At 62.5% G+C, this 22,827-nt stretch carries 20 protein-coding genes and 1 pseudogene; 12 read left to right on the forward strand and 9 right to left on the reverse strand.

Annotated features, from left to right (window positions below):
* The first annotated feature begins 16 nt into the window (after positions 1-16).
* From bioF to NTD80_RS14135, 9 genes are all read left to right on the forward strand, one after another.
* Positions 17-1,186, forward strand: a complete 1,170-nt coding sequence (gene bioF, locus NTD80_RS14095) for an 8-amino-7-oxononanoate synthase (RefSeq protein ID WP_262134073.1) — start codon at positions 17-19, stop codon at positions 1,184-1,186.
* A complete protein-coding gene (locus tag NTD80_RS14100) occupies positions 1,179-1,910 on the forward strand; it encodes an alpha/beta fold hydrolase (RefSeq protein ID WP_262134074.1) in 732 nt (243 codons plus the stop codon). The genes bioF and NTD80_RS14100 overlap by 8 nt, the downstream gene beginning before the upstream one ends.
* A complete protein-coding gene (gene bioC / locus NTD80_RS14105) occupies positions 1,903-2,715 on the forward strand; it encodes a malonyl-ACP O-methyltransferase BioC (RefSeq protein WP_120450204.1) in 813 nt (270 codons plus the stop codon). The genes NTD80_RS14100 and bioC overlap by 8 nt, the downstream gene beginning before the upstream one ends.
* Positions 2,712-3,392 carry a dethiobiotin synthase gene (bioD, locus tag NTD80_RS14110; protein WP_065904689.1) on the forward strand — a complete coding sequence of 227 codons (681 nt, stop codon included), beginning with the start codon at positions 2,712-2,714 and terminating at the stop codon, positions 3,390-3,392. The genes bioC and bioD overlap by 4 nt, the downstream gene beginning before the upstream one ends.
* Before the next feature lie 106 nt (positions 3,393-3,498).
* Positions 3,499-3,780: a pyrroloquinoline quinone biosynthesis protein PqqE gene (locus NTD80_RS14115; protein WP_065904687.1), complete on the forward strand. Its 282-nt coding sequence runs from the start codon at positions 3,499-3,501 to the stop codon at positions 3,778-3,780.
* A 317-nt stretch (positions 3,781-4,097) separates the two neighbouring features.
* Positions 4,098-5,903: a phenylacyl-CoA dehydrogenase gene (locus tag NTD80_RS14120; RefSeq protein WP_065904685.1), complete on the forward strand. Its 1,806-nt coding sequence runs from the start codon at positions 4,098-4,100 to the stop codon at positions 5,901-5,903.
* Positions 5,904-6,111: 208 nt separating this feature from the next.
* Positions 6,112-7,401, forward strand: coding sequence for a sensor domain-containing diguanylate cyclase (locus NTD80_RS14125; RefSeq protein ID WP_262134075.1), 1,290 nt, complete (start codon positions 6,112-6,114; stop codon positions 7,399-7,401).
* A 90-nt stretch (positions 7,402-7,491) separates the two neighbouring features.
* A complete protein-coding gene (locus NTD80_RS14130) occupies positions 7,492-9,261 on the forward strand; it encodes an acyl-CoA dehydrogenase C-terminal domain-containing protein (RefSeq protein ID WP_262134076.1) in 1,770 nt (589 codons plus the stop codon).
* A 247-nt stretch (positions 9,262-9,508) separates the two neighbouring features.
* Positions 9,509-11,287: an acyl-CoA dehydrogenase C-terminal domain-containing protein gene (locus tag NTD80_RS14135; protein ID WP_262134077.1), complete on the forward strand. Its 1,779-nt coding sequence runs from the start codon at positions 9,509-9,511 to the stop codon at positions 11,285-11,287.
* Between the two features lie 241 nt (positions 11,288-11,528).
* On the opposite strand, the gene NTD80_RS14140 is transcribed toward NTD80_RS14135, so the two are convergent.
* Positions 11,529-12,428: a LysR family transcriptional regulator gene (locus NTD80_RS14140; RefSeq protein WP_065904676.1), complete on the reverse strand. Its 900-nt coding sequence runs from the start codon at positions 12,426-12,428 to the stop codon at positions 11,529-11,531.
* Between the two features lie 209 nt (positions 12,429-12,637).
* Here NTD80_RS14140 and NTD80_RS14145 point away from each other — a divergent pair, with 209 nt between their 5' ends.
* From NTD80_RS14145 to NTD80_RS14155, 3 genes and pseudogenes are all read left to right on the forward strand, one after another.
* Positions 12,638-13,906, forward strand: a complete 1,269-nt coding sequence (locus NTD80_RS14145) for an aspartate aminotransferase family protein (RefSeq protein ID WP_262134078.1) — start codon at positions 12,638-12,640, stop codon at positions 13,904-13,906.
* A 169-nt stretch (positions 13,907-14,075) separates the two neighbouring features.
* Positions 14,076-14,246: pseudogene (locus NTD80_RS14150) on the forward strand (helix-turn-helix domain-containing protein); the annotation flags it as partial.
* 96 nt (positions 14,247-14,342) lie between these two features.
* Positions 14,343-14,501: a YqaE/Pmp3 family membrane protein gene (locus NTD80_RS14155; RefSeq protein ID WP_007904205.1), complete on the forward strand. Its 159-nt coding sequence runs from the start codon at positions 14,343-14,345 to the stop codon at positions 14,499-14,501.
* Between the two features lie 5 nt (positions 14,502-14,506).
* On the opposite strand, the gene pqqE is transcribed toward NTD80_RS14155, so the two are convergent.
* From pqqE to NTD80_RS14195, 8 genes are all read right to left on the reverse strand, one after another.
* Entirely contained in the window at positions 14,507-15,637 is a 1,131-nt protein-coding gene (gene pqqE / locus NTD80_RS14160) for a pyrroloquinoline quinone biosynthesis protein PqqE (protein ID WP_010207007.1), read from the reverse strand.
* Positions 15,630-15,905, reverse strand: coding sequence for a pyrroloquinoline quinone biosynthesis peptide chaperone PqqD (gene pqqD, locus NTD80_RS14165; RefSeq protein WP_106802467.1), 276 nt, complete (start codon positions 15,903-15,905; stop codon positions 15,630-15,632). Before pqqD ends, pqqE begins: the two co-directional genes overlap by 8 nt.
* Positions 15,902-16,654 carry a pyrroloquinoline-quinone synthase PqqC gene (pqqC, locus tag NTD80_RS14170; protein WP_017138042.1) on the reverse strand — a complete coding sequence of 251 codons (753 nt, stop codon included), beginning with the start codon at positions 16,652-16,654 and terminating at the stop codon, positions 15,902-15,904. Before pqqC ends, pqqD begins: the two co-directional genes overlap by 4 nt.
* A gap of 11 nt (positions 16,655-16,665) precedes the next feature.
* On the reverse strand, positions 16,666-17,577 hold the full coding sequence (pqqB, locus tag NTD80_RS14175; RefSeq protein ID WP_065904667.1) for a pyrroloquinoline quinone biosynthesis protein PqqB: 912 nt from the start codon (positions 17,575-17,577) through the stop codon (positions 16,666-16,668).
* A gap of 71 nt (positions 17,578-17,648) precedes the next feature.
* Positions 17,649-17,723: a pyrroloquinoline quinone precursor peptide PqqA gene (pqqA, locus tag NTD80_RS14180; RefSeq protein ID WP_003194766.1), complete on the reverse strand. Its 75-nt coding sequence runs from the start codon at positions 17,721-17,723 to the stop codon at positions 17,649-17,651.
* Between the two features lie 159 nt (positions 17,724-17,882).
* The gene (pqqF, locus tag NTD80_RS14185) at positions 17,883-20,249 is read right to left on the reverse strand and encodes a pyrroloquinoline quinone biosynthesis protein PqqF (RefSeq protein ID WP_262134079.1); all 2,367 of its coding nucleotides are present in this window, start codon (positions 20,247-20,249) and stop codon (positions 17,883-17,885) included.
* 48 nt (positions 20,250-20,297) lie between these two features.
* The gene (locus tag NTD80_RS14190; RefSeq protein WP_262134080.1) at positions 20,298-21,092 is read right to left on the reverse strand and encodes a carbon-nitrogen hydrolase family protein; all 795 of its coding nucleotides are present in this window, start codon (positions 21,090-21,092) and stop codon (positions 20,298-20,300) included.
* A 10-nt stretch (positions 21,093-21,102) separates the two neighbouring features.
* Positions 21,103-22,785, reverse strand: a complete 1,683-nt coding sequence (locus NTD80_RS14195) for a flavin monoamine oxidase family protein (RefSeq protein WP_065904799.1) — start codon at positions 22,783-22,785, stop codon at positions 21,103-21,105.
* Positions 22,786-22,827 lie beyond the last annotated feature (42 nt).

Consider the following 22,827-nt stretch of genomic DNA (forward strand, 5'->3'; position numbering starts at 1 on the left):
ATCTGCCGAGGCCTGCATGTCTTTCGATCTCGCCGCGCGCCTCGCTGCCCGCCGTGCCGAACACCTTTATCGCCAACGCCCCTTGCTCGGCAGCCCCCAAGGCCCGGAAGTGGTGGTGGATGGCCAGCCGTTGCTGGCCTTTTGTAACAACGATTACCTCGGCCTGGCCAATCACCCGCAAGTGATCGAAGCCTGGCGCGCCGGTGCGTCCCGCTGGGGCGTGGGCGGCGGCGCTTCGCATCTGGTGGTCGGGCACGCCACGCCGCACCATGAACTGGAAGAAGCGTTGGCCGACCTCACCGGGCGTCCACGCGCCTTGCTGTTCACCACCGGCTACATGGCCAACCTTGGTGCCGTCACGGCGCTGGTCGGGCAGGGCGATACGGTGTTGGAAGACCGCCTCAACCACGCCTCCTTGCTGGATGCCGGGCTACTGTCCGGAGCGCGTTTCAACCGCTACCTGCACAACGACCCCGCCAGCCTGGCCAAACGCCTGGAGAAAGCCACCGGCAATACCCTGGTGGTCACCGATGGCGTGTTCAGCATGGACGGCGACCTCGCCGACTTGCCGGCACTGGCCCGTGAAACCCGGGCCAAGGGCGCCTGGCTGATGGTGGATGACGCGCACGGCTTCGGCCCGCTGGGCGCCAATGGGGGCGGGATTGTCGAGCATTTCGGCTTGAGCCAGGAGGACGTGCCGGTGTTGGTCGGCACCCTCGGCAAAGCGTTCGGCACCGCCGGCGCATTCGTCGCCGGCAGTGAGGAGCTGATCGAAAGCCTGATCCAATTCGCCCGGCCCTACATCTACACTACCAGCCAGCCGCCGGCGCTTGCCTGCGCCACGCTGAAAAGCCTGGAGTTGTTGCGCACCGAGCATTGGCGCCGCGAGCACCTCAATGGCCTGATTCGCCAGTTCCGCCAGGGCGCCGAGCAGCTCGGCCTGGACTTGATGGACAGCTTTACGCCGATCCAGCCCATCCTGATTGGCGACAGCGCCAAGGCTGTGCGCCTGTCCCAGCGGCTGCGCGAGCGCGGGCTGATGGTTACCGCGATCCGCCCGCCCACCGTGCCGGCCGGCAGTGCACGTTTACGCGTGACCTTGACGGCAGCCCACAGCGCAGCGCAGGTGCAGCTATTGTTAAACGCGTTGGAAGCGTGTTTTCGCTTGGAGTCCGACCATGCGTGATCGACTGATATTGCTGCCCGGCTGGGGCCTTGGCGTATCACCGCTGGAACCCCTGGCCGCCGCCCTGCAGGGGATCGACGCGCACCTGCGGGTGCAGATCGAGCCCTTGCCGCTGCTGGCTTCCAGCGACGTGGATGAGTGGCTCGACGAACTCGACGCCACGCTGCCGGACAACGCCTGGCTGGGCGGCTGGTCCCTGGGCGGCATGCTCGCCTCTGAGCTGGCGGCGCGTCGCGGCGAGCGCTGCTGCGGCCTGCTGACGTTGGCGAGCAACCCGTGTTTTGTCGCCCATGACGGCTGGCCCAGCGCGATGCCCGCCGAGACCTTCGATGCGTTTCTCGCCGGTTGCCATGCCGACTCACAGGTGACCCTCAAACGTTTCGGCCTGCTGTGCGCCAAGGGGGCTGAAGACCCGCGTGGACTGGCGCGCCTGTTGGTCAGCGGGGCACCGACTACGCCGTCCAGCGCATTGATGAGCGGCCTGGAGCTGCTCGCCCAACTGGACACCCGCGAAGCCTTGCTGGCCTATCGCGGCCCGCAGTTGCACCTGTTTGCCGGGTTGGACGAACTGGTCCCCGCCGAGGCCGCCAGCCACTTGCTGGCCCTGCTGCCCGATGTTGAAATCGGCCTGATTGAACAGGCCGGTCACGCTTTTCTTCTGGAAGACCCCCACGGTGTGGCGGGGGCCATCCAGGCTTTTTTGCATGAGTGCGTCGATGACTGATCTATCCCAGCCTTCCTTGCCCGGCGCGTTGCCGGACAAGCGCCAGGTGGCGGCCTCCTTTTCCCGCGCGGCGGCCAGTTACGACAGCGTCGCCGAGTTGCAGCGCGCGGTAGGGCATGCGCTGCTGGCACGCCTGCCGGCGGCTATCGCGCCAGATCGTTGGCTGGACATGGGTTGTGGCACCGGCTATTTCAGCCGCGCGCTGGCGGGGTTATTGCCAGCCAGCCAGGGCGTGGCCCTGGATATCGCCGAAGGCATGCTCAACCACGCGCGTCCACTGGGCGGGGCCGAGCATTTCATCGCCGGTGATGCCGAGCGCCTGCCGTTGAAAGACGAGAGTTGTGGGCTGATCTTCTCCAGCCTGGCGGTGCAATGGTGCGCGAATTTCGACGCGGTACTCAGCGAAGCCTGGCGCGTGCTGCAGCCCGGCGGTGTGTTGGCGTTTGCGAGCTTGTGCGTGGGCACCCTGGGTGAGCTGCGCGACAGCTGGCGAGCCGTCGACGGGCTGGTTCACGTCAATCGCTTCCGCACGTTCGAGGCGTATCAGCAGTTGTGCGCCGCCAGCGGCTTGCGCGTGGTGAGCCTGGAGCGTCGCCCGCATGTGCTGCATTACCCGGATGTGCGCAGCCTCACCCACGAATTGAAGGCATTGGGCGCGCATAACCTCAACCCAGGTCGCCCGGGAGGGTTGACGGGGCGCGCGCGGATTGTTGCACTGGTGAACGCTTACGAGCAGTTCCGCCAGGCCCAGGGCCTGCCGGCGACTTACCAAGTGGTGTATGCCGTACTGGAGAAACCTCTATGAGCGCCGCCTACTTCATCACCGGCACCGACACCGATGTCGGCAAGACCACCGTCGCCGCCGGCCTGTTGCACGCCGCACGCCAGCTCGGCAAAAGCACCGCCGCCGGAAAGCCGGTGGCCTCCGGTTGCCAGGTCACGCCAAAAGGTTTGCGCAACGCGGACGCGCTGGCGCTGCTGGCCGAATGTTCATTGCCGCTGAGTTATGCCGAGGTCAACCCGGTGGCGTTCGAGCCTGCCATCGCCCCGCACTTGGCCGCGCGCGAGGCGGGGGTGGCGTTGACCGTGCAATCGCTGTTGAAGCCCATGCAGCAGATCCTGGCGCGGCAAGCAGATTTCACCTTGATCGAAGGCGCAGGCGGCTGGCGCGTACCGTTGGCCGACCAGGACAACCTGTCGGACCTGGCGATGGCGCTCAAGCTGCCGGTGATTCTGGTCGTCGGCGTGCGCCTGGGCTGTATCAGTCATGCCTTGCTCACCGCCGAAGCCATCGCGCGGGACGGTTTGCCGCTGGCGGGTTGGGTGGCGAACATCATCGATCCCAAGACCTCTCGTCTGGAAGAAAACCTCGCCACCCTGGCCGAACGCTTGCCCGCACCGTGCCTGGGCCGCGTGCCGAAACTCAAGCACGCCAGCGCTGAAGCCGTGGCGCAGCACCTGCAGTTGGACCTGCTTGACTGATTTTGGCTATCGACAAGGCATTATGCCATTAGTGTTTTTGACGGGCGTTTTGCCCGGTTCTCTGCTTCAATCAGCGTTCACGATTCTCTAAAGGCAGGCTTACGCCATGGAAATCTCTGGAAGCAGCGCGTTTTACTCGGGCCTGAGCAGCATTCAGACCGGGCAGAACCGTGTCGACCAGGCCGCCGGCAAAATTGCCAGCGCCGCGACTACCCAACCGTCGGATGCGCAGATCGATCGTCTTCGCGCCAACGACCGGGCACAGCCTTCCAACTCGGCCAGCAATATGGTCGAAATGGCCGAAGGCAAGTTTCAAGTGGAGCTGGGCGCCAAAGTCGCCAAGGCTTCGGATGAAATGCTCGGCACCTTGATCGACACCTACGCCTGATCCCCTCTGTCCAGGTAGGCCGGTTCTTCTGTGGGAGCTGGCTTGCCTGCGATAGCTTCTACTCGGTCCCCTTGATACCCCGCGGCGCCTGTAAAGCAGGCAAGCCAGTTCCTGCGGTTCTATTTCTCTCCTGATCGCCTTGTGGCATCCCGCCGCAGGCCTTGCCGTGCGTGGCATTGATGCGCGTCATGACAAACGGCGTCGGGACGATGCTTGACAACCCCAGGTCGTAAACGTATGTTTCAAACACCTGTTTGACCGCCACAACAAATCCATGCGGTTGTTCATTCCAGATTCATCAGCAGAGGTTTATCGCTATGCCTGACTACAAGGCCCCCTTGCGTGATATTCGCTTCGTTCGTGACGAACTGCTCGGTTATGAAGCGCACTATCAGAGCCTGCCGGCTTGCCAGGACGCTACCCCGGACATGGTTGACGCCATTCTCGAAGAAGGCGCCAAGTTCTGTGAGCAAGTGCTGGCACCGTTGAACCGCGTGGGCGACATCGAAGGGTGTACCTGGAGCGAGTCAGGCGTTAAGACCCCTACCGGTTTCAAAGAAGCCTACAAACAGTTCGTCGAAGGCGGCTGGCCAAGCCTGGCCCACGACGTCGAGCACGGCGGCCAAGGCCTGCCGGAATCCCTGGGCCTGGCGGTCAGCGAGATGGTTGGCGCGGCCAACTGGTCGTGGGGCATGTACCCGGGCCTGTCCCACGGTGCGATGAACACTATTTCCGAGCACGGCACCCCCGAGCAGCAAACCGCTTACCTGACCAAGCTGGTGTCGGGCGAATGGACCGGCACCATGTGCCTGACCGAGCCACACTGCGGCACCGACCTGGGCATGCTGCGCACCAAGGCTGAGCCTCAGGCCGACGGTTCCTACAAAGTGTCCGGCACCAAGATCTTCATCTCGGCCGGTGAACACGACATGGCCGACAACATCGTCCACATCGTGCTGGCCCGCCTGCCGGATGCACCGGCGGGTACCAAAGGTATCTCGCTGTTCATCGTGCCCAAGTTCCTGCCTAACGCAGACGGCTCGATCGGTGCGCGCAACGCAGTGACCTGTGGCTCCCTGGAACACAAGATGGGCATCCACGGCAACGCCACCTGCGTGATGAACTTCGACGCGGCCACCGGTTTCCTGATCGGCCCGGCGAACAAAGGCCTGAACTGCATGTTCACCTTTATGAACACCGCTCGCCTGGGTACCGCGCTGCAAGGCCTGTCCCACGCCGAGATCGGCTTCCAGGGCGGCCTGAAGTACGCTCGCGACCGCCTGCAAATGCGTTCGCTGACCGGCCCGAAAGCCCCGGACAAAGCCGCTGACCCGATCATCGTGCACCCTGACGTGCGCCGCATGCTGCTGACCATGAAAGCCTTCGCCGAAGGTAACCGTGCGATGGTGTACTTCACCGCCAAGCAAGTGGACATCGTCAAGTACGGCACCGACGAAGACGCCAAGAAACAGGCTGATGGCTTGTTGGCCTTCATGACTCCGATCGCCAAGGCGTTCATGACCGAAGTCGGTTTTGAATCGGCCAACCACGGCGTGCAGATCTACGGCGGCCACGGCTTCATCGCCGAGTGGGGCATGGAGCAGAACGTTCGCGACAGCCGCATCTCGATGTTGTACGAAGGCACTACCGGCATCCAGGCACTGGACCTGCTCGGCCGTAAAGTGCTGATGACCCAGGGCGAAGCGCTCAAGGGCTTCACCAAGATCGTGCACAAGTTCTGCCAGGCCAACGAAGGCAACGAGGCCGTCAAGGAATTCGTTGCGCCGCTGGCCGCGCTGAACAAAGAGTGGGGCGAGTTGACCATGAAGGTCGGCATGGCTGCGATGAAAGACCGTGAAGAAGTCGGTGCGGCGTCGGTGGATTACCTGATGTACTCGGGTTACGCCTGTCTGGCCTACTTCTGGGCCGACATGGCCCGCCTGGCCGCCGAGAAACTGGCTGCCGGCACCACCGAAGAGGCGTTCTACACCGCCAAGCTGCAAACTGCGCGCTTCTACTTCCAGCGCATCCTGCCACGGACCCGTACCCACGTGGCCACCATGCTGTCGGGCGCCAACAACCTGATGGACATGAAAGAAGAGGACTTCGGCCTGGCTTACTAAGCCTTACCGGGTTGTCTGAACAAACCGCCGCGCCCTTTGAGGCGCGGCGGTTTTTTTATGCGTGAGAAAAAACCGCAGTAATGCGCTCAGGGATTGCCGCAGGCTGCCGTTAAAGTGATGGCAATGTGATACATGTCACACAGGTTGTGCTTAACTGTCTGCGTGAAGGCACAGTGCCATTACTTCTTTGCGGGTCGGAGCTTTACCCTTGTCACGCGTGTCCGCTGTACGTTTCAGTCATTTTCTCCCTTCGTTGCTGCTCTTGCTGGCCGGGCTCTCGGCTGCGTACGTCAAGGATCTCAACGTCTTCTTCACCTCGCTGTTCAACGTGCTGCCGACCCTGGTGCTGTTGCTCGGCGGTTCGTACTGCGCGGTGTATCGCCGCCAACGTGAACTGTTCTTGATGATCACGGTGTACATCGCCTATTTCCTGCTCGACACCCAGACCGACTTCTACCGTGACAATGGGCGCGTGCGCGAAGACGCCGCCGTGGTGTTTCACTTGTGTTGCCTGCTGTTGCCACTGCTCTTCAGCATCTACGCGCTCTGGCAGGAGAAGACCCACCTGTTCCGTGACTTCGTTGCCCGTGGCGCGGTGCTGCTGGCGGTCGGCAGCGTGGCATTGGCGCTGGAGCAAAGTTATCCCCAGGCGGTGCTGAACTGGCTGGCAGAGATTCGCTGGCCGGCGCTGCATGGCACCTGGATGAGCCTGATCCAGCTGTCGTACCCGATGTTCCTGATCGGCTTCCTGACCCTCGCCGCCCAGTACTGGTACCAGCCGCGCCCGCTGCACGCGGCGCAACTGGTGGGGTTGCTGGGATTGTTCTGGATGCTGCCGCAAACCTTCATCCTGCCGTTTACCCTGAACATCATGTGCAGCCAGGTGATGCTGATGATCGCCGCCGGCGTGGCCCACGAGGCGTATCAAATGGCCTTCCGCGACGAGCTGACCGGCTTGCCGGGGCGCCGAGCGCTGAATGAGCGCATGCAGCGCTTGGGGCGCAATTACGTGCTGGCGATGAGCGATGTCGACCACTTCAAGCGCTTCAACGACACCCACGGCCATGACGTAGGCGACCAGGTGCTGCGCCTGGTGGCGAGCAAATTGTCCAAGGTCAACGGCGGTGGGCGTGCCTATCGCTATGGCGGTGAGGAGTTCGCCGTGGTGTTCGCCGGCAAGACCCTGGATGAGTGCATGCCGCACCTGGAAGAGATTCGCGAGATCATCGCCGACTACGACATCAAGCTGCGCAACTCGGACCGTCCCCAGGACGATCACCAGGGCCGTCAGCGCCGTGCCGGCAGCGGCGCATCGAGTGTGTCGGTGACCATCAGCATCGGCGTGGCCGAGCGCCAGGTCGAGCAGCGCTCCCCCGAAGAGGTGCTCAAGACCGCCGACCAGGCGCTGTACGCCGCCAAGGGCGCGGGGCGTAACTGTGTGGTGGCGGCCGGGCAAACCCGGCGTGGCGCCGTGCGCACGGAGAGCGCTGCCGGTTGAGTGATGGCGCTGTATTCAGCGGTTCTACAGTGATTGTCCGGGGCGCCGGCCGGCAGTAGGTTAAAACCATCTGCTGCCGGAGACATTGCCATGCCTGAGTACAAAGCTCCTCTGCGCGACATGCGCTTTCTGATCGACAACGTGTTTGATTTCCACGGCCACTACGCGGCCTTGGGCGCGACGGATGCCAGCCCGGACATGGTCAGTGCCATCCTCGAAGAAGGCGCCAGATTCTGCGAGAACGTGCTCGCACCGCTCAACCGCAGCGGTGATGAAGAAGGCTGCCATTTCGACAATGGCGTGGTTACCACGCCCAAGGGCTTCAAGCAGGCCTTCGCCCAGTATGTGGAGGGCGGCTGGCATGGCGTGGCGGCGGATCCGGCCTACGGTGGCCAGGGCTTGCCGCAATCGCTCGGCCTGGTGCTCAGCGAGATGATCGGCTCCAGCAACACCTCCTGGGGGATGTACCCGGGCCTGACCCACGGCGCGATGTCGGCGATCCACGCCCACGGCACCGACGAACAGAAGGCCACCTTCCTGGGCAAACTCACCGCCGGTGAATGGACCGGCACCATGTGCCTGACCGAAGCCCATTGCGGCACCGACCTGGGCCTGATCAAGACCCGCGCCGTGCCCCAGGCAGATGGCAGTTATGCGCTCACCGGGAGCAAGATCTTCATCTCGGCCGGCGAGCACGACATGAGCGCCAATATCATCCACCTGGTGCTGGCCAAGCTGCCGGATGCACCGGCGGGTACCAAGGGCATCTCGTTGTTCATCGTGCCCAAGTTCCATGCCGATTCGGGCGAACGCAACGCGGTGCACTGCGGCTCCATCGAGCACAAGATGGGCATCAAGGGTTCGGCCACCTGCGTGCTCAACTTCGACGGTGCCAAGGGCTTCCTGATTGGCGAGGCGAACAAAGGCCTCAACTGCATGTTCACCATGATGAACCATGCGCGCCTGGGCACCGGCATGCAGGGCTTGTGCAATGGCGAGGCGAGCTTCCAGGGCGCGGTCAAGTACGCCAACGACCGTCTGCAAATGCGCTCGCTCACCGGCGCCAAGGCCCCGGAAAAACCCGCCGACCCGATCATCGTGCATGCCGATGTACGCCGCATGTTGCTGACCATGAAAGCCTTCAACGAAGGCAACCGCGCGCTGACCTATTTCACCGCGCAATTGCTCGACACCGCGCACTTGGGCAGCGACGCCGGCCAACGCCAGGAGGCCGAAGACCTGCTGGCGTTCCTCACCCCGATCTGCAAGGCCTTCATGACCGACACTGGGCTGGAGGTGACCAACCACGGCATGCAGATTTTCGGCGGCCACGGCTACATCCGCGAATGGGGCATGGAGCAACTGGCCCGCGATGCACGGATTGCACCGATCTATGAAGGCACCAACGGTATCCAGGCCCTCGACCTGCTGGGACGCAAAGTGCTCGGCAGCCAGGGCAAGTTATTGCGCGGCTTTACCAAAATTGTGCATAAGTTCTGCGCGGCGAATGCCGGGCATCCGCAGCTCAAGGCCTATGTGGCACAACTCAATCAGCTGAACCAGGAGTGGGGCGAGTTGACGGTGAAGGTCGGCACCGCCGCGATGAAGAACCCCGATGAAGTCGGCGCAGCGGCCGTGGATTACCTGATGTACAGCGGCTACATCATCTTGGCCTACTTGTGGTTGCGTATGGCAATAGCGGCTCAGGCACACGACGACGCCGAGTTCGCCCAAGCCAAACTGGCTACCTGCGACTTCTACTTCAAGCGTTTGCTGCCGCGTACTGCGACTCACCGCGCCGCTGTGGAGGCGGGCAGCGAGTGCCTGATGAGCTTGCCGGCCCAGTTGTTTGCACTGTAGGCACGGATTCTCCAAGCGCTAACTGCGCAGCGGGCTTGCTTCGCGAAGGTCATGTGTCAGAAGCACCTCAGGTGACTGACACAGTGCCTTCGCGAGCAAGCCCGCTGCCACATTAGACTCGCGCGTGACTTATAAATACTGAATAGTCACGAATGGACCCTATGTGTCTCAAAAGTTGTTCAGTTACACTCGGAGCCTGTAAAACCGATCCTACCGAATTACTTTTAACGTTCTCACGAGGTTTGCCATGGCTGATTACAAAGCGCCGCTGCGTGATATGCGCTTCGTCCTCAACGAAGTTTTTGAGGTCGCCAAGACTTGGGCCCAATTGCCGGCATTGGCAGACACCGTTGACGCCGAAACCGTAGAGGCAATCCTCGAAGAAGCCGGCAAAGTCACCGCCAAATCCATCGCCCCGCTCAGTCGCGGTGGCGATGAGCAGGGTTGCCGTTGGGCGGACAGCGTAGTCACCACGCCGGATGGTTATCCACAGGCCTACAAAACCTACGCCGAAGGCGGTTGGGTGGGCGTAGGCGGTGATCCGATCTTCGGCGGCATGGGCATGCCCAAGGCGGTGTCTGCGCAGGTCGAAGAGATGATCAACTCCTCGAGCCTGGCATTCGGCCTGTACCCGATGCTGACGTCCGGCGCCTGTGTGTCGATCAACACCCATGCCAGCGAAGAACTCAAGGCAATCTACCTGCCGAAGATGTACTCCGGCGAGTGGGCCGGTTCCATGTGCCTGACCGAGGCGCACGCCGGGACCGACCTGGGCATCATCCGCACCAAGGCCGAGCCTCAGGCGGACGGTTCCTACACGATCAGCGGGACCAAGATCTTCATCACCGGTGGCGAACACGACCTCACTGAAAACATCATCCACCTGGTGCTGGCCAAACTGCCGGACGCGCCGGCCGGTCCCAAGGGCATCTCGCTGTTCCTGGTGCCGAAGTTCATGGTCAATGCCGACGGCAGCCTGGGCGCGCGCAACCCGGTGACCTGTGGCTCCATCGAACACAAGATGGGCATCCAGGCCTCCGCCACCTGTGTGATGAACTTCGACGCGGCCGTGGGTTATCTGGTGGGCGAGCCTAACCGTGGGCTGGCGGCGATGTTCACGATGATGAACTACGAGCGCCTGGGTGTGGGTATCCAGGGCCTGGCGTCGGGCGAGCGCTCCTACCAGAACGCGATCGAATACGCGCGCGACCGTTTGCAAAGCCGTGCGCCGACTGGCGCCCAGGCCAAGGACAAAGTGGCCGACCCGATCATCGTCCACCCGGACGTGCGTCGCATGCTGCTGACCATGAAAGCCGCCAACGAAGGCGGTCGGGCATTTTCCACCTACGTGGCGACACAACTGGACATCGCCAAGTTCAGCGAAGACGCGGCAGCACGCGAGCGTGCCGATAACCTGGTGGCGTTGCTGACGCCGGTGGCCAAGGCGTTCCTCAGCGACCTCGGCCTGGAAACCACCGTGCTCGGCCAGCAGGTGTTCGGTGGCCACGGTTACATCCGTGAGTGGGGCCAGGAGCAGCTGGTGCGTGATGTGCGCATCACGCAGATCTACGAAGGCACCAACGGCATCCAGGCGCTGGACTTGATGGGGCGCAAGATCGTCGGCAGCGGCGGCGCGTTCTACCGGTTGTTCGCTGATGAAATCCGCCAGTTCATCACCACGGAGGGCGCCGAGTTGGGTGAGTTCACCCGTCCGCTCAGCGCAGCGCTGGATAACCTGGATGAATTGACCGCCTGGGTGCTGGATCGCGCCAAGGCCAACCCGAACGAAATCGGCGCGGCATCGGTGGAGTACCTGCACGCCTTTGGCTACCTGGCGTATGCCTATATGTGGGCGCGCATGGCCAAGGTGGCGTTGGGCAAGGAAGCTGAGGAAGATTTCTACGCCAGCAAACTGGGGACCGCGCGCTTCTACTTCGCCCGCCTGCTGCCCCGTATTCATTCACTGAGTGCGTCGGTCAAAGCCGGCAGCGAATCGCTGTTCCTGCTGGATGAAGCCCTGTTCTAACGGCGTGGAGGTCGTGTAAGCATTCTCTTACATGACGTACTGCTATTCGTCCTCTATCGCCAAATTGGATCCACGGATAATCTACTTCACATGGACGTCGCGCAGGAAGCGCAAAGCAACAACACGGACACGTAGGATTCTGCCAGGACGGCGGAGTGAAATGGATGTCAGGGAAACAGTCTGCAAAGCCCCGCTTCGGCGGGGTTTTCTTTTGCCCGCGAAAAAGTCCGGACCGCCCACTTCATGGCTGTACCGGCGGGGCGTTCATCACGTCTTCCAGCAGCGTGCGCAGCAATGCCACCGTCGCCTGCTGGCGCTGCACATCGCGGCACACCAAACCTACCTTCAATGGCACCCTGGGTTCACTCAAGGGTTTCCACAGCAACGCCTTGCTGTTGTGCTCGTCCTGCGAGCGCCCCGGTAGCACGGTTGCCAGCTTGGTATGTGGCAGGCTGTCGAGAATTCCCACCATGGTATTCAGTTCGGCCTGTACCTGCGGCCGGCGCCCGAGGTTGGACAACTGGCCCTGCCAGATCTGCCGCACCTGGAATTCTTCCCCCAGCAGCAACATCGGCAACTCGGCCGCCTGTTTCAGCGAGACTTTCTTGAATTCCCGCAAGGGGTGGTCTTCAGGGATGACGACCTTCAACTCATCTTCATACAGCAGCACGCCGTGCAGGCCAGGCTGGCGCGGCGGCAGGTAGCTGATGCCGATGTCCAGCGAGCCGTTGAGCAGGCGGCGCTCGATCTCCAGCCCGGTCAATTCGTAGATCTGTACCACAAGGTGCGGCTGGGCCTTGCGCACGCGTTCAAGCATTTGCGGGACCAGGCTGGTGTGCACGGTTTGCAGCACGCCGATGGCCAAGGTGCGCATGGCCTGGCCCTTGAAGTTGCGCAAGGCTTCGACGGCCTGCTGCATGCCATCGATCAGCGGCAGGGCGTGGTTGTAGAGGGTGTGGGCGGCAAGGGTCGGCAGCAGGCGCTTGCTGCTGCGCTCGAACAGGCTCACATCGAGGTTCTGCTCCAACTGGCGAATCTGTTGCGACAGCGCCGGTTGTGAGATCGACAGGCGTTCAGCCGCGCGGCCTACGTGGCCTTCCTCATACACCGCGACGAAATAACGCAGTTGCTTGAAATCCATAAGTCTTTCTTATCGAAAAAGCTGGAAAATCGAAATGGCCGTTGGCCCCCGAGACGCCTAGTCTAGCGCCTATTCGCAGGGCTTACAGGGCCGGATCGGGCAATGAACAGTGTTTATGTTGATGGTATTTACATAGGCAACGCAAAAAACCTCAAGGCCGTGAGTGCAGGGGTGACCCACCATGGTGTGGTTGCCATCGGGGGTGAAGTGTGAACCTGTTCAATATGCGCCGCGCCGTGCCGAGCCTCGACGACCTGATCGAGGACGCCTCCCACCACGACCTGTCGAGTGACTGCCTGATGCCCACCGTCGCGCGGCCTGCCCAGGTCTTCGTACGCGGCCAGGGCTCATGGCTGTGGGACAGCGACGACCGTGCCTACCTGGATTTCAGCCAGGGCAATGCCGCCAACAGCCTCGGCCACAGCCCGCAGGTGCTGATCAAAGCCTTGGCCGACCAGACCCAGGCGCTGATCAATCCCGGTATCGGCCTGCATAACCGTGCCCAGCTCAACCTTGTCGACCGCCTGTGCCACCGCACCGGCAGCGACCAGGCGTACCTGCTCAACAGCGGCGCGGAGGCCTGCGAAGCGGCGATCAAGCTGGCGCGCAAATGGGGCCAACTGCACCGGGGTGGCGCCTACCGCATCATCAGCGCCAGCAGCGGTTGCCATGGCCGCAGTTTTGCCGCGATGGCTGCCTCGTCGAATGCCGGTGAAAACCGCTTTGAACCGCAACTGCCGGGCTTCAGCCATGTGCCCTTTAACGATCTGCCGGCGCTGCATGCCGCCGTCGATGCGCAAACCGTGGCGATCATGCTGGAACCGATCCAGAGCGAAGCCGGCGTGATCCCTGCGACCGAGCACTACCTCAAAGGCGTCGAGCGCCTGTGCCGGGAACTGGGGATCCTGCTGATCCTCGATGAAGTCCAGACCGGCCTCGGCCGTTGCGGTGCCTTGCTCGCCGAACAGCAGTACGGCGTGCGCGCCGACATTCTCACCCTCGGCAAAGGCCTGGGCGGCGGCGTCCCGTTGGCGGCACTGCTGGCGCGTGGCAAAGCCTGTTGCTTTGCGGCGGGCGAGTTGGAAGGCACCCATCATGGCAATGCGCTGATGGCCTCGGCCGGGCTGGCGGTACTCGATACGGTGCTGGCGCACGGTTTTCTTGAACAGGTGCGTGAGTCGGGTTGCTATCTGGGCGAAGGACTTGCCCGCCTGGCCTATCGCTACGACCATGGCCAACTGCGTGGCCACGGCCTGATCTGGGGACTGACCTTGTCGGATGATTCTGCCGATGCGGTGGTAAAAGCCGCACTGCATGAAGGCCTGATCCTAAACGCGCCACAACCCAACTGCCTGCGTTTCACCCCGGCCCTGACGGTGAGCAAGAGCAACATCGACGAAATGCTCCTGCGCCTGGCCCGTGCCTTCTCCCGCGTGCGCACAGCCCAACTGCAATGCCGCAAGGGCATCGCCGTTTAAATCCTGATTCTCGAACCGTCTCGCGGCATACGCGGCGCCTCCAGCCTGATTCTTTTGGCTGGGGGCGTTTTTTTGTCGGTGAAATTTTTGGATTGAAAAGGTTGATTGAGCGTCAGTGAAAACAATGGCTTTTTAGCGGACGTCGGCAAGGAATGCCGACCGGGCACTCATCAAGCAGCTTCGTGAAAGCAGTCATGTGAGCCAACCTGTTTTCGCCCGCTACCTGAACACCAGCGCCTCCACGGTGAAAAAATGGGAGTCCGGCAAGAAACAACCCAGCGGCATGGCGCTCAAGCTGCTGAGCATCGTGCGAAAACACGGGTTGCAGATCCTGACCTGAAGGATGGCCCAGTGCCAGATCCCACTGAACCCTCACGAACGCCCAAGGTCGATTAGCTAGACGGCTCACACGAGCCGATTTTCTGGAGCTGATCCCATGGATTTCATTCGTATCATCATCGCCATTCTGTTGCCGCCACTGGGTGTGTTCCTGCAAGTAGGTTTCGCCGGCGCGTTCTGGCTGAACATCCTGCTGACCCTGTGCGGCTACATTCCCGGCATCGTGCACGCGGTGTACATCATCGCCAAGCGCTGAGGCCGTCAGCCTTTTGCGATGAGCCTTGAGTTGCGCTCATTGCGAAAGGCCAGCTGCTCAATGGTCTGGGTGGCATGTTCGGCTTCTTCCCGCGCTTGCAGGATGATGCCGTGCTGCTCGGACTTGCTGCACACCGGGTCGGCGTTGCTCGCATCCCCCGTGAGCATGAAGGCCTGGCAGCGGCAGCCACCGAAGTCCTTCTCTTTTTCGTCGCATGAGCGGCACGGCTCGGGCATCCAGTCGTAGCCGCGAAAGCGGTTGAAGCCGAACGAGTCGTACCAGATGTGCTGCATGCTGTGGTCACGCACATTCGGAAATTGCACCGGCATCTGTCGGGCACCGTGACAGGGCAGGGCAGTGCCGTCCGGTGTCACGGTCAGGAAGATGCTGCCCCAGCCGTTCATGCAGGCTTTCGGGCGTTCCTCGTAGTAATCCGGAGTCACGAATATCAGCTTGCACGGGTGGCCTTCGGCTTCCAGTTTGGCGCGGTATTCGTTGGTGATGCGTTCGGCACGCACCAGTTGCTCACGGGTCGGCAACAAGCCCACACGATTGAGTTGCGCCCAGCCGTAGAACTGGCAGGTGGCGAGCTCGACGAAGTCCGCCTCCAGCGCAATGCACAGCTCGATGATGCGGTCGATCTTGTCGATGTTGTGCCGATGGGTGACGAAGTTCAGCACCATCGGGTAGCCGTGCGCCTTGACCGCGCGGGCCATTTCGAGTTTTTGCGCGAAGGCTTTTTTCGAACCGGCCAGCAGGTTGTTCACCTGTTCGTCGCTGGCCTGGAAGCTGATCTGGATATGGTCCAGGCCGGCCTTCTTGAAGTCGCTGATCTTTTGCTCGGTGAGGCCAATGCCGGAGGTAATCAGGTTGGTGTAGAAGCCCAGCCTGCGTGCTTCCGCAATCAACTCGGCGAGGTCCTGGCGAACCAACGGCTCGCCGCCGGAAAAGCCCAGCTGCGCGGCCCCCATCTCACGCGCCTCGCGAAATACCTTGAACCACTGTTCGGTACTCAGCTCCTTGCCCTGCTCGGCGAAATCCAGCGGGTTGGAGCAATACGGGCACTGCAACGGGCAGCGGTAAGTCAGCTCGGCCAGCAGCCACAATGGCAAGCCAATGGGCGGCTTCTCAGGCAAGGGTGATCCAGTGCTCAGCACGGGCGACCTCCATGAACTGCTCGATGTCTTCACCCAGCTCCGGTACGCCAGGGAATTGCCGCTCAAGTTCGGTAATGATCGCGGCGACATCGCGATCGCCGTCGATCAGGCCACCGATCAGCGCGGCGCTGTCGTTGAGCTTGATCATGCCCTCGGGGTAGAGCAACACATGGCCTTTCTGCGCCGGTTCATACTGGTAGCGATAGCCCTGGCGCCAGGTCGGTTTTCTGCTGCGATCGAAGCTCATAGGGTGATCCCTTTATGCCAGACCCGCTGCTCGGTCACGCTGTGATACGGCGGGCGTTTCAATTCATAGGCCATGCTCATGGCATCCAGCATGCTCCACAGAATGTCGAGTTTGAACTGGAGAATTTCCAGCATGCGTTCCTGGCCTTCGCGGGTGGTGTAGTGCTGCAGCGTGATCGCCAGGCCATGCTCGACATCACGCCGAGCCTGCCCGAGGCGGGTGCGGAAGTACTCATAGCCGGCGGGGTCTATCCACGGGTAATGCTGCGGCCAGCTGTCGAGGCGCGATTGGTGGATCTGCGGCGCGAACAGTTCGGTCAGCGAGCTGCTGGCGGCTTCCTGCCAACTGGCGCGGCGCGCAAAGTTGACGTAGGCATCCACCGCAAATCGCACGCCGGGCAGCACCAGTTCCTGGGAGCGCAGCTGGTCCGGGTCAAGGCCGACGGCCTGGCCCAGGCGCAGCCAGGCTTCGATGCCGCCGTCTTCGCCGGGCGCGCCGTCGTGGTCGAGCAAGCGCTGGATCCACTCGCGGCGGATCTCGCGGTCCGGGCAGTTGGCCAGGATCGCGGCGTCTTTCAACGGAATGTTCACCTGGTAGTAGAAGCGGTTGGCGACCCAACCCTGGATCTGCTCGCGGGTGGCACGGCCTTCGTACATCGCCACATGGTAGGGGTGATGGATGTGATAGAAGGCGCCCTTGGCGCGCAACGCGGCTTCGAATTCGGCTGTGGTCAGCGGTGTGTCAGTCATTTCGATCACTCCTACAATTCAATGCTCATGCCGTCGTAAGCCACTTCGACATTGCGTCGCCCCAGCTCGGCACGCTCGGGGGAGTCTTCATCGAGGATCGGGTTGGTGTTGTTGATATGGATCAGCACCTTGCGCTGCTTCGGCAGCTGTTCCAGCACCTCAAGCATGCCGCCGGGACCGTTTTGTGCCAGGTGGCCCATCTCGCGACCGGTGCGGGTGCCGACGCCACGGCGCTGCATTTCGTCGTCGTCCCACATTGTGCCGTCCACCAGCAGGCAATCGCTGCCAGCCATGATTTCCAGCAAGGCGGCGTCGACCTTGCCCAGGCCCGGGGCGTAGAACAGTTTGCCGCCGGTGCGCAGGTCTTCGACGATCAGGCCGATGTTGTCGCCTGGGTGCGGATCGAAGCGGTGCGGCGAATAAGGTGGCGCGGCGCTGCGCAACGGCAGCGGGGTGAAGCGCAGGTTGGGGCAGGCCGGGATGGTGAAGCTGGCGTCCAGTTCGATACGGTTCCAGGCCAGGCCACCGTTCCAATGGGTGAGCATGGTGAACAACGGGAAGCCGGTGCTCAGGTCTTCATGGACCATGTCGGTGCACCACACCTGATGTGGGCAACCTTCGCGCAGGCTCAGCAGGCCGGTGGTGTGGTCGATCTGGCTGTCCATCAGGATGATCGCGCTGATACCGGTGTCGCGCAGGGCGCGGCCGGGTTGCATCGGCGCAAAGCCTTGGAGTTGCGCGCGGATATCCGGCGAGGCATTGCACAACACCCAGTTCACGCCGTCGTCGGAAATCGCGATGGACGACTGGGTGCGCGCCTGCGCCCGCAGGCTGCCGTCACGAAAACCCGCGCAGTTCACGCAGTTGCAGTTCCACTGCGGGAAGCCACCGCCGGCGGCGGAACCTAGAATCTGGACAAACATGGCCGCTCCATCAAGCAAAGCTCAAAACAAAAACGCCCCGGGCGAACCGAGGCGTTGTATTACCCAGCGGATTAACGGCTGGCGAAGTACATGGTGACTTCGAAACCGATGCGCAGATCAGTGTAAGCAGGTTTGGACCAGGTCATATTCTTACTCCTACGAAGGGATGGGACATTCACTACCAAGTAATACATATAGTCCACCTCCAGTCGGAGATGTTCAGAGGTGTGCGTATGAATGTTACGCAATTCTTTTCAAGTTAGCGCTGTCTCGGTAATAAAAGCCTTTTGCAAGGGCGGCAATGATCAGCCTGGCACTTGCCAGGCATCGTTGATGCGCGGGCCGTTGGCGATGCAGCGCCAGCCGCCTGCAGCACCCTCGAGCTGTCGGGCGGCGTGCAGCAGGTCTTCGCGTGTGCAGGCCTGGATCGTTTGTTGGAGGCGCGTGAGGTAATCCGACGGATGGCCCACCAAATACGCCTGCCAGAGCAGTTCGGCGGCGTGGGCGATGGGCAGCGCCTGGACCGTGAATTGTTGCGCCAGGGCCTGGTTATCCAGCGCGCGGCTGTCGATCAGCGCAGGCAACTGCGCCAGGAAAGCCTGCAGGTGCTCAAGGATCCCTTCAAGTGAAACGCTGGGGGATTGCACGCCAAACAGCAGTCCGATTTGCCCGTTGATTTGTCGGACGTTGCTGAAGACTGCGTAGCCTAACTGCAGCTCGACGCGCAGACGTTGGTAGAAGGGGCCCTGGAGCAGGTGCCCGAGCAATCGCCACGCGGCTTCGTCCGTCAGGGACTGGGTAGGCGCAGGGCAAAACAGCAGCAACGCTGCCTCTGCGGAGTCGGTGTTCAGTTGATGCCAGAGATGTTGGCCGCTGATGCTGGTGCATGTAGATTCCAGTCGCGCAGCGTGCCCGGGCAGGCGCGCGGCCGCAGCCTTGATCGCGACTTCAGATACGGGCGACAAACCAACGCCAAGCCCTTGCCAGCGTGCGGTGGCCCAGGCCATGGGTTGCTCGCCGGAGACGCTGACGCCGGTGGTGCAACAGGCAGGGAGCGCCTTGAGCAGTGCCCGGATCGCGAGCATCGGTGTCGGAGCGCTGGGTGCCTCTTGCGGTTGATGCACGTCGAGCGCCAGCGCCTCGAGTATCGCTGGCATCGGCTCTTGCAGCCCGATCAGCTTCACCAACCAGTCATTGCCGACAGTTTCGAAAGACATTTCAACACCTGCCTGACGAGCATTCTCGCGCAGTGCCTGCAAGGTGCTATCCAGCCCGGCAGGTACGGCGGCCTCAAACCGCCAGTGCAGGTAGAGCGCGCCTTCATCGCTGTCATTCGCCAACCCTTGGCTGAATGTCAGTGCCGACAGCTCTCGCCGCCCCCGCGAACGGTCTTGGGCAAAGGTGCGCAAGCCCCGGTGGGCGCTGGTTTGGCCACGAATCAGGCCGGCGCGCTCATCCTTGACGGGTGGGCGCAGGAACGGATTGTTGGGCGGCAGTTGCCAGGCCTGTTCGCAGGACGGTAGGTGCAGGGTCTCCAGCAGGGTCTTGAGGGCCGCGACGTCCTCATCCGTCAGGCCTTCGCTGGCGTGCCGGGCCAAGGCCAGTGCGCCTTGCACCTGCTGTTGGCGCGCCGCCAGCAGGGCGAATTCTTCTCGCAGTGAAGCCCAGTCGCTGTGTGCGAAAAAGCTCAGCCAGTCGTAAAGCAATGCCTCGATGTGTGTCGCCGAAGCGCTTTGGTTCGCGAGCGTGAAGTCGATATCCAGCACTGCTTGCCCGGCAAAGTGGTAAAGCACCGACGCCTGCACGGCGCTGGCGAGTTTTCTTGCCTTCAGTTCCGCCAACAGGCCGCCTGGTGCCGAGGCGTTTAGCCAGGTGCAGAGGAAATCCAGCGCTTCGCGGGGAGCCCTGCAGGTAATGACCTGGTGCAGGTGGTTATCGGCGACATGTTGATAACTCGCTGCCTGGCCTTGCGCCAGTGGCGGCGGCTCGACTTGGGGCTGCAAAGGCCCCGAGGTCAGGGCTGCGCTGAACTGCTGCGCCAAGGCTTGCAAGTCTGCCAGCGATTGGGGGCCGGCAAGGCTCAACGTCATCTGCCCGCTGCGATAGAACCCTTGGTGGAATGCCCGCAACGCTTGCTGAAAAGCCTCACGCTCCACCGGCAGGCTGTCGCGGTTACCTGCATGAAAACCCCGCAACGGATGATCCGCCGCCAGGCCTGCCAGCAACGCGACCTGCTGTTGCGCCTGGGCATCCTGGGACCAGGCGACATACTCTGCGTGCAGGACTTCGCGCTCACGCAACTGGTCTTCGACCGTCAGGCGCGGGTGAGTCAGCATGTCTGCCAGCCGCTCCAAACCCTGCGCCAAGCTCGCCACCGGCAACTCGAAGAAGAACTCCGTGGTGCGCTCGCGCGTACTGGCATTGATTTGGCCACCCTGGCGTTGCACGTAGGCCATCAAGCCTTCGCCCGTGGGAAAACGCTCAGTACCGAGAAACAACAGGTGCTCCAGAAAATGCGCCAGCCCCGGCCACGCCAGCGGCACATCATGGCTGCCGGCAGCCACCCGCAAGACCGCCGCACTGCGCTTCAAGCGCGGCGCATGGTGCAGGGAAACCCGCAGGCCGTTGGCCAGGGTCAGGTGTTGGCGATGGGGGTGGGCCGGCGCAGGCATGGGCACTTCCGAAACAAGAGAGGTGCCTATGCTAGCAAACCCGCAGGATCAGGGCTTGTGCAGTGCGCCGTACAGTTCGGGGCGGCGGTCTTGCAGGTAGTGATTGGCGGCGCGCGCGTCGCGGATCGATTGGTGATCCAGCGTGCCGACAATCAAGGCTTCATCCAGGCCGGCCTGGGCGATGCGCTGGCCGTCCGGCGCGGCGATGCTGCTTTGCCCACAGTACTGAATCTCGCCTTCATGCCCACAGTAATTGGCGTAGGCCACGTAGCACTGGTTCTCGAAGGCGCGTGCCCGCACCGTCACGTCGGCAACAAAGTCGAACGGCACCATATTGGCCGTGGGTACCAGGATCAGCTCGGCTCCGGCGAGAGCCAGCCGGCGGGTATTTTCCGGGAACTCCAGGTCGTAGCAGATCAGGACGCCGAGCTTCCAGCCGTTGAGCTCCACCAGCGGCCAATCATCGCCGCCGGCACTGAACATCGAGTGGTCCAGGTCGCCAAACAGGTGGGTCTTGCGGTAGTTGCACAAGCGCTGGCCGTGGGCGTCGATCAATTGCACGGCGTTGTAGATCTGTCCGTCTTCGGCGCGTTCCGGGTAGCCGTACAGAATCGCCAGGCCAGCGCTTTGCGCCATTTCGGCAACTGCTTGAGCCGATGGCCCATCCTGCGCTTCGGCCAGGGCGCCCACCGCCTCGGCGCCGATGTTGTAGCCGCTGAGAAACATCTCCGGCAGCACCAGCACATCGGCATCCGAAGCTTCATGCGCCAGCTGGTGCAGACGCTTGAGGTTGCCGGCCACATCCAGCGGCAACGGCGGGCATTGGTACAGGGCGACACGCATCCTCAACTCCTTAGTCCGCCAGGGCGATCGGCCCGATCTCGTCGAATACATCACCCGGCCCTGGATTCTCGGGGTGAGTGCTGCCGCCAAAGTGGGTCATGATGCCCCACACCGCGTTCAGCGAGGTCTGCACCGCGCCCTCGACCCAGGCTGGGGTCCAGGACACGTCATCGCCGGCGATAAAAATCCCACGTTGTTCAGCGGGCATGTCCTTCTGCATGAAGTGCGCATACATCCGCTGGTTGTAGCGATAGTGACCCGGCAGCGCGCCCTTGAAGGCCCCGAGAAAGTGCGGGTCGGCTTCCCAGGATACGGTGATCGGATCGCCGATGATACGTGCCTTGATGTCGACGTTCGGGTAGATCTTTTTCAGCGCGTCGAGAGCCAGCTTCACGCGTTTATCGATGGGCTGCGGCAGCATTTTCAACGCGTCGCTCATCCATGAGTATGACAGGCAGATCACGCCGGGTTTGTCGTCGCCGTTGTCGAACAGATAGGTGCCACGGGTCAGGCGATCGGTGAGGGTCATGCTCATGAGGTCGCGGCCGGTTTCCGGGTCTTTGTCTTTCCAGAACGGGCGGTCGACCATCACGAAGGTTTTCGACGACTGCATGTAGCGCGTGCGGTCGAGGGCCATCCACATTTTTTGCGAGAACAGGGTTTCATCGCACTCGATCTGGGTGGTCAGCAGCCAGCTTTGGCAGGTGGTAAGCACGGCGGCGTATTCGCGCGTGTCGCCGTAGTTGTCGGTGACGGCAAAGCGGCCATCGGCAGCGTGGGCGATGCGCTTGACCCCGGCGCGCGGCGCGCCGCGGTGCAACGAGCTGAGGCTGGTGCCGGCCGGCCAGTGGGCGCAGCGCTCCGGTACGTGACGCCAGATGCCCATCGGCACCTGGGCCACGCCGCCGACCACCAGGTGCTGGTGGTCGTCGCAGTTGGTCATGACCACGCGGAAGATTTCCAGCATCGAGTTGGGGAAGTCAGAGTCCCAGCCGCCGGTGCCGAAACCGACCTGGCCGAACACTTCGCGGTGCAGGAACGAGAGCTTGGCGAACGCCTTGGAGGTGGCGACGAAGTCGTAGAAAGTGCGGTCGTCCCACAGTGGCACCAGCTTGTTCCACAGCGCTTTGAGGCGTGGCACGTCACGGTCGCGGATCGCCTGCTGGATATCGCCGAACTGCGAGCCGGCTTCCAGGGCATCCGCCCACGCATCGGCGACTTCCTGGAACAGCACCGGCAAGTCGGAGAGCTTTTGGGCGTAATGGGTCTGGCCTTCGAGGTCGATCACCGTGCTGCCGGACGCCGGCGTCAGCGGGTTGGGGAAGGGTTTGGTCTCCAGGCCCAGCTTGTCGACATAGTGATAAAACGCGGTGGACGACACCGGGAAGCGCATGCCGCCCAGCTCGGCGATGATGCCTTCGGCGCCTTCGAAGGCCTGGGAACGCAGGCGGCCGCCCATCTTCGAGGCTTCGTACACCACCGGCTTGAGGCCCAGTTTCATCAGCTCGTAGGCGGCGACCAGGCCGGCGATCCCGGCCCCGACGATCGCCACTTCGGCGCCATGGTTGGCGGCGGGAATGCTGCCCAGCCCGGCCGGGTGTTCGATCCAGTCATCGAAGGCAAACGGAAAGTCCGGGCCGAAGATGGTGATGGGTTTCTTGCCGTCTGCGGGGTGGCGATTGGTCTTGCTGATGGTGCTGGACGGAATGCTCATGGCTGACCCTTGCTGACGACT

The organism is Pseudomonas sp. 13B_2.1_Bac1, from assembly GCF_025466155.1.
GTDB lineage: Bacteria > Pseudomonadota > Gammaproteobacteria > Pseudomonadales > Pseudomonadaceae > Aquipseudomonas > Aquipseudomonas aylmerensis.

What these genes read in the sequence shown, in the direction of transcription:
- NTD80_RS14120 (WP_065904685.1), top strand. Translation starts at nt 4,098, where the DNA reads ATGCCTGACTACAAGGCCCCCTTGCGTGATATTCGCTTCGTTCGTGAC.
- NTD80_RS14100 (WP_262134074.1), top strand. Translation starts at nt 1,179, where the DNA reads ATGCGTGATCGACTGATATTGCTGCCCGGCTGGGGCCTTGGCGTATCA.
- pqqD (WP_106802467.1), bottom strand. Translation starts at nt 15,905, where the DNA reads ATGAGCTTCGATCGCAGCAGAAAACCGACCTGGCGCCAGGGCTATCGC.
- pqqC (WP_017138042.1), bottom strand. Translation starts at nt 16,654, where the DNA reads ATGACTGACACACCGCTGACCACAGCCGAATTCGAAGCCGCGTTGCGC.
- NTD80_RS14130 (WP_262134076.1), top strand. Translation starts at nt 7,492, where the DNA reads ATGCCTGAGTACAAAGCTCCTCTGCGCGACATGCGCTTTCTGATCGAC.
- pqqB (WP_065904667.1), bottom strand. Translation starts at nt 17,577, where the DNA reads ATGTTTGTCCAGATTCTAGGTTCCGCCGCCGGCGGTGGCTTCCCGCAG.
- NTD80_RS14155 (WP_007904205.1), top strand. Translation starts at nt 14,343, where the DNA reads ATGGATTTCATTCGTATCATCATCGCCATTCTGTTGCCGCCACTGGGT.
- bioD (WP_065904689.1), top strand. Translation starts at nt 2,712, where the DNA reads ATGAGCGCCGCCTACTTCATCACCGGCACCGACACCGATGTCGGCAAG.
- bioC (WP_120450204.1), top strand. Translation starts at nt 1,903, where the DNA reads ATGACTGATCTATCCCAGCCTTCCTTGCCCGGCGCGTTGCCGGACAAG.
- pqqF (WP_262134079.1), bottom strand. Translation starts at nt 20,249, where the DNA reads ATGCCTGCGCCGGCCCACCCCCATCGCCAACACCTGACCCTGGCCAAC.
- bioF (WP_262134073.1), top strand. Translation starts at nt 17, where the DNA reads ATGTCTTTCGATCTCGCCGCGCGCCTCGCTGCCCGCCGTGCCGAACAC.
- NTD80_RS14140 (WP_065904676.1), bottom strand. Translation starts at nt 12,428, where the DNA reads ATGGATTTCAAGCAACTGCGTTATTTCGTCGCGGTGTATGAGGAAGGC.
- NTD80_RS14190 (WP_262134080.1), bottom strand. Translation starts at nt 21,092, where the DNA reads ATGCGTGTCGCCCTGTACCAATGCCCGCCGTTGCCGCTGGATGTGGCC.
- NTD80_RS14115 (WP_065904687.1), top strand. Translation starts at nt 3,499, where the DNA reads ATGGAAATCTCTGGAAGCAGCGCGTTTTACTCGGGCCTGAGCAGCATT.
- NTD80_RS14135 (WP_262134077.1), top strand. Translation starts at nt 9,509, where the DNA reads ATGGCTGATTACAAAGCGCCGCTGCGTGATATGCGCTTCGTCCTCAAC.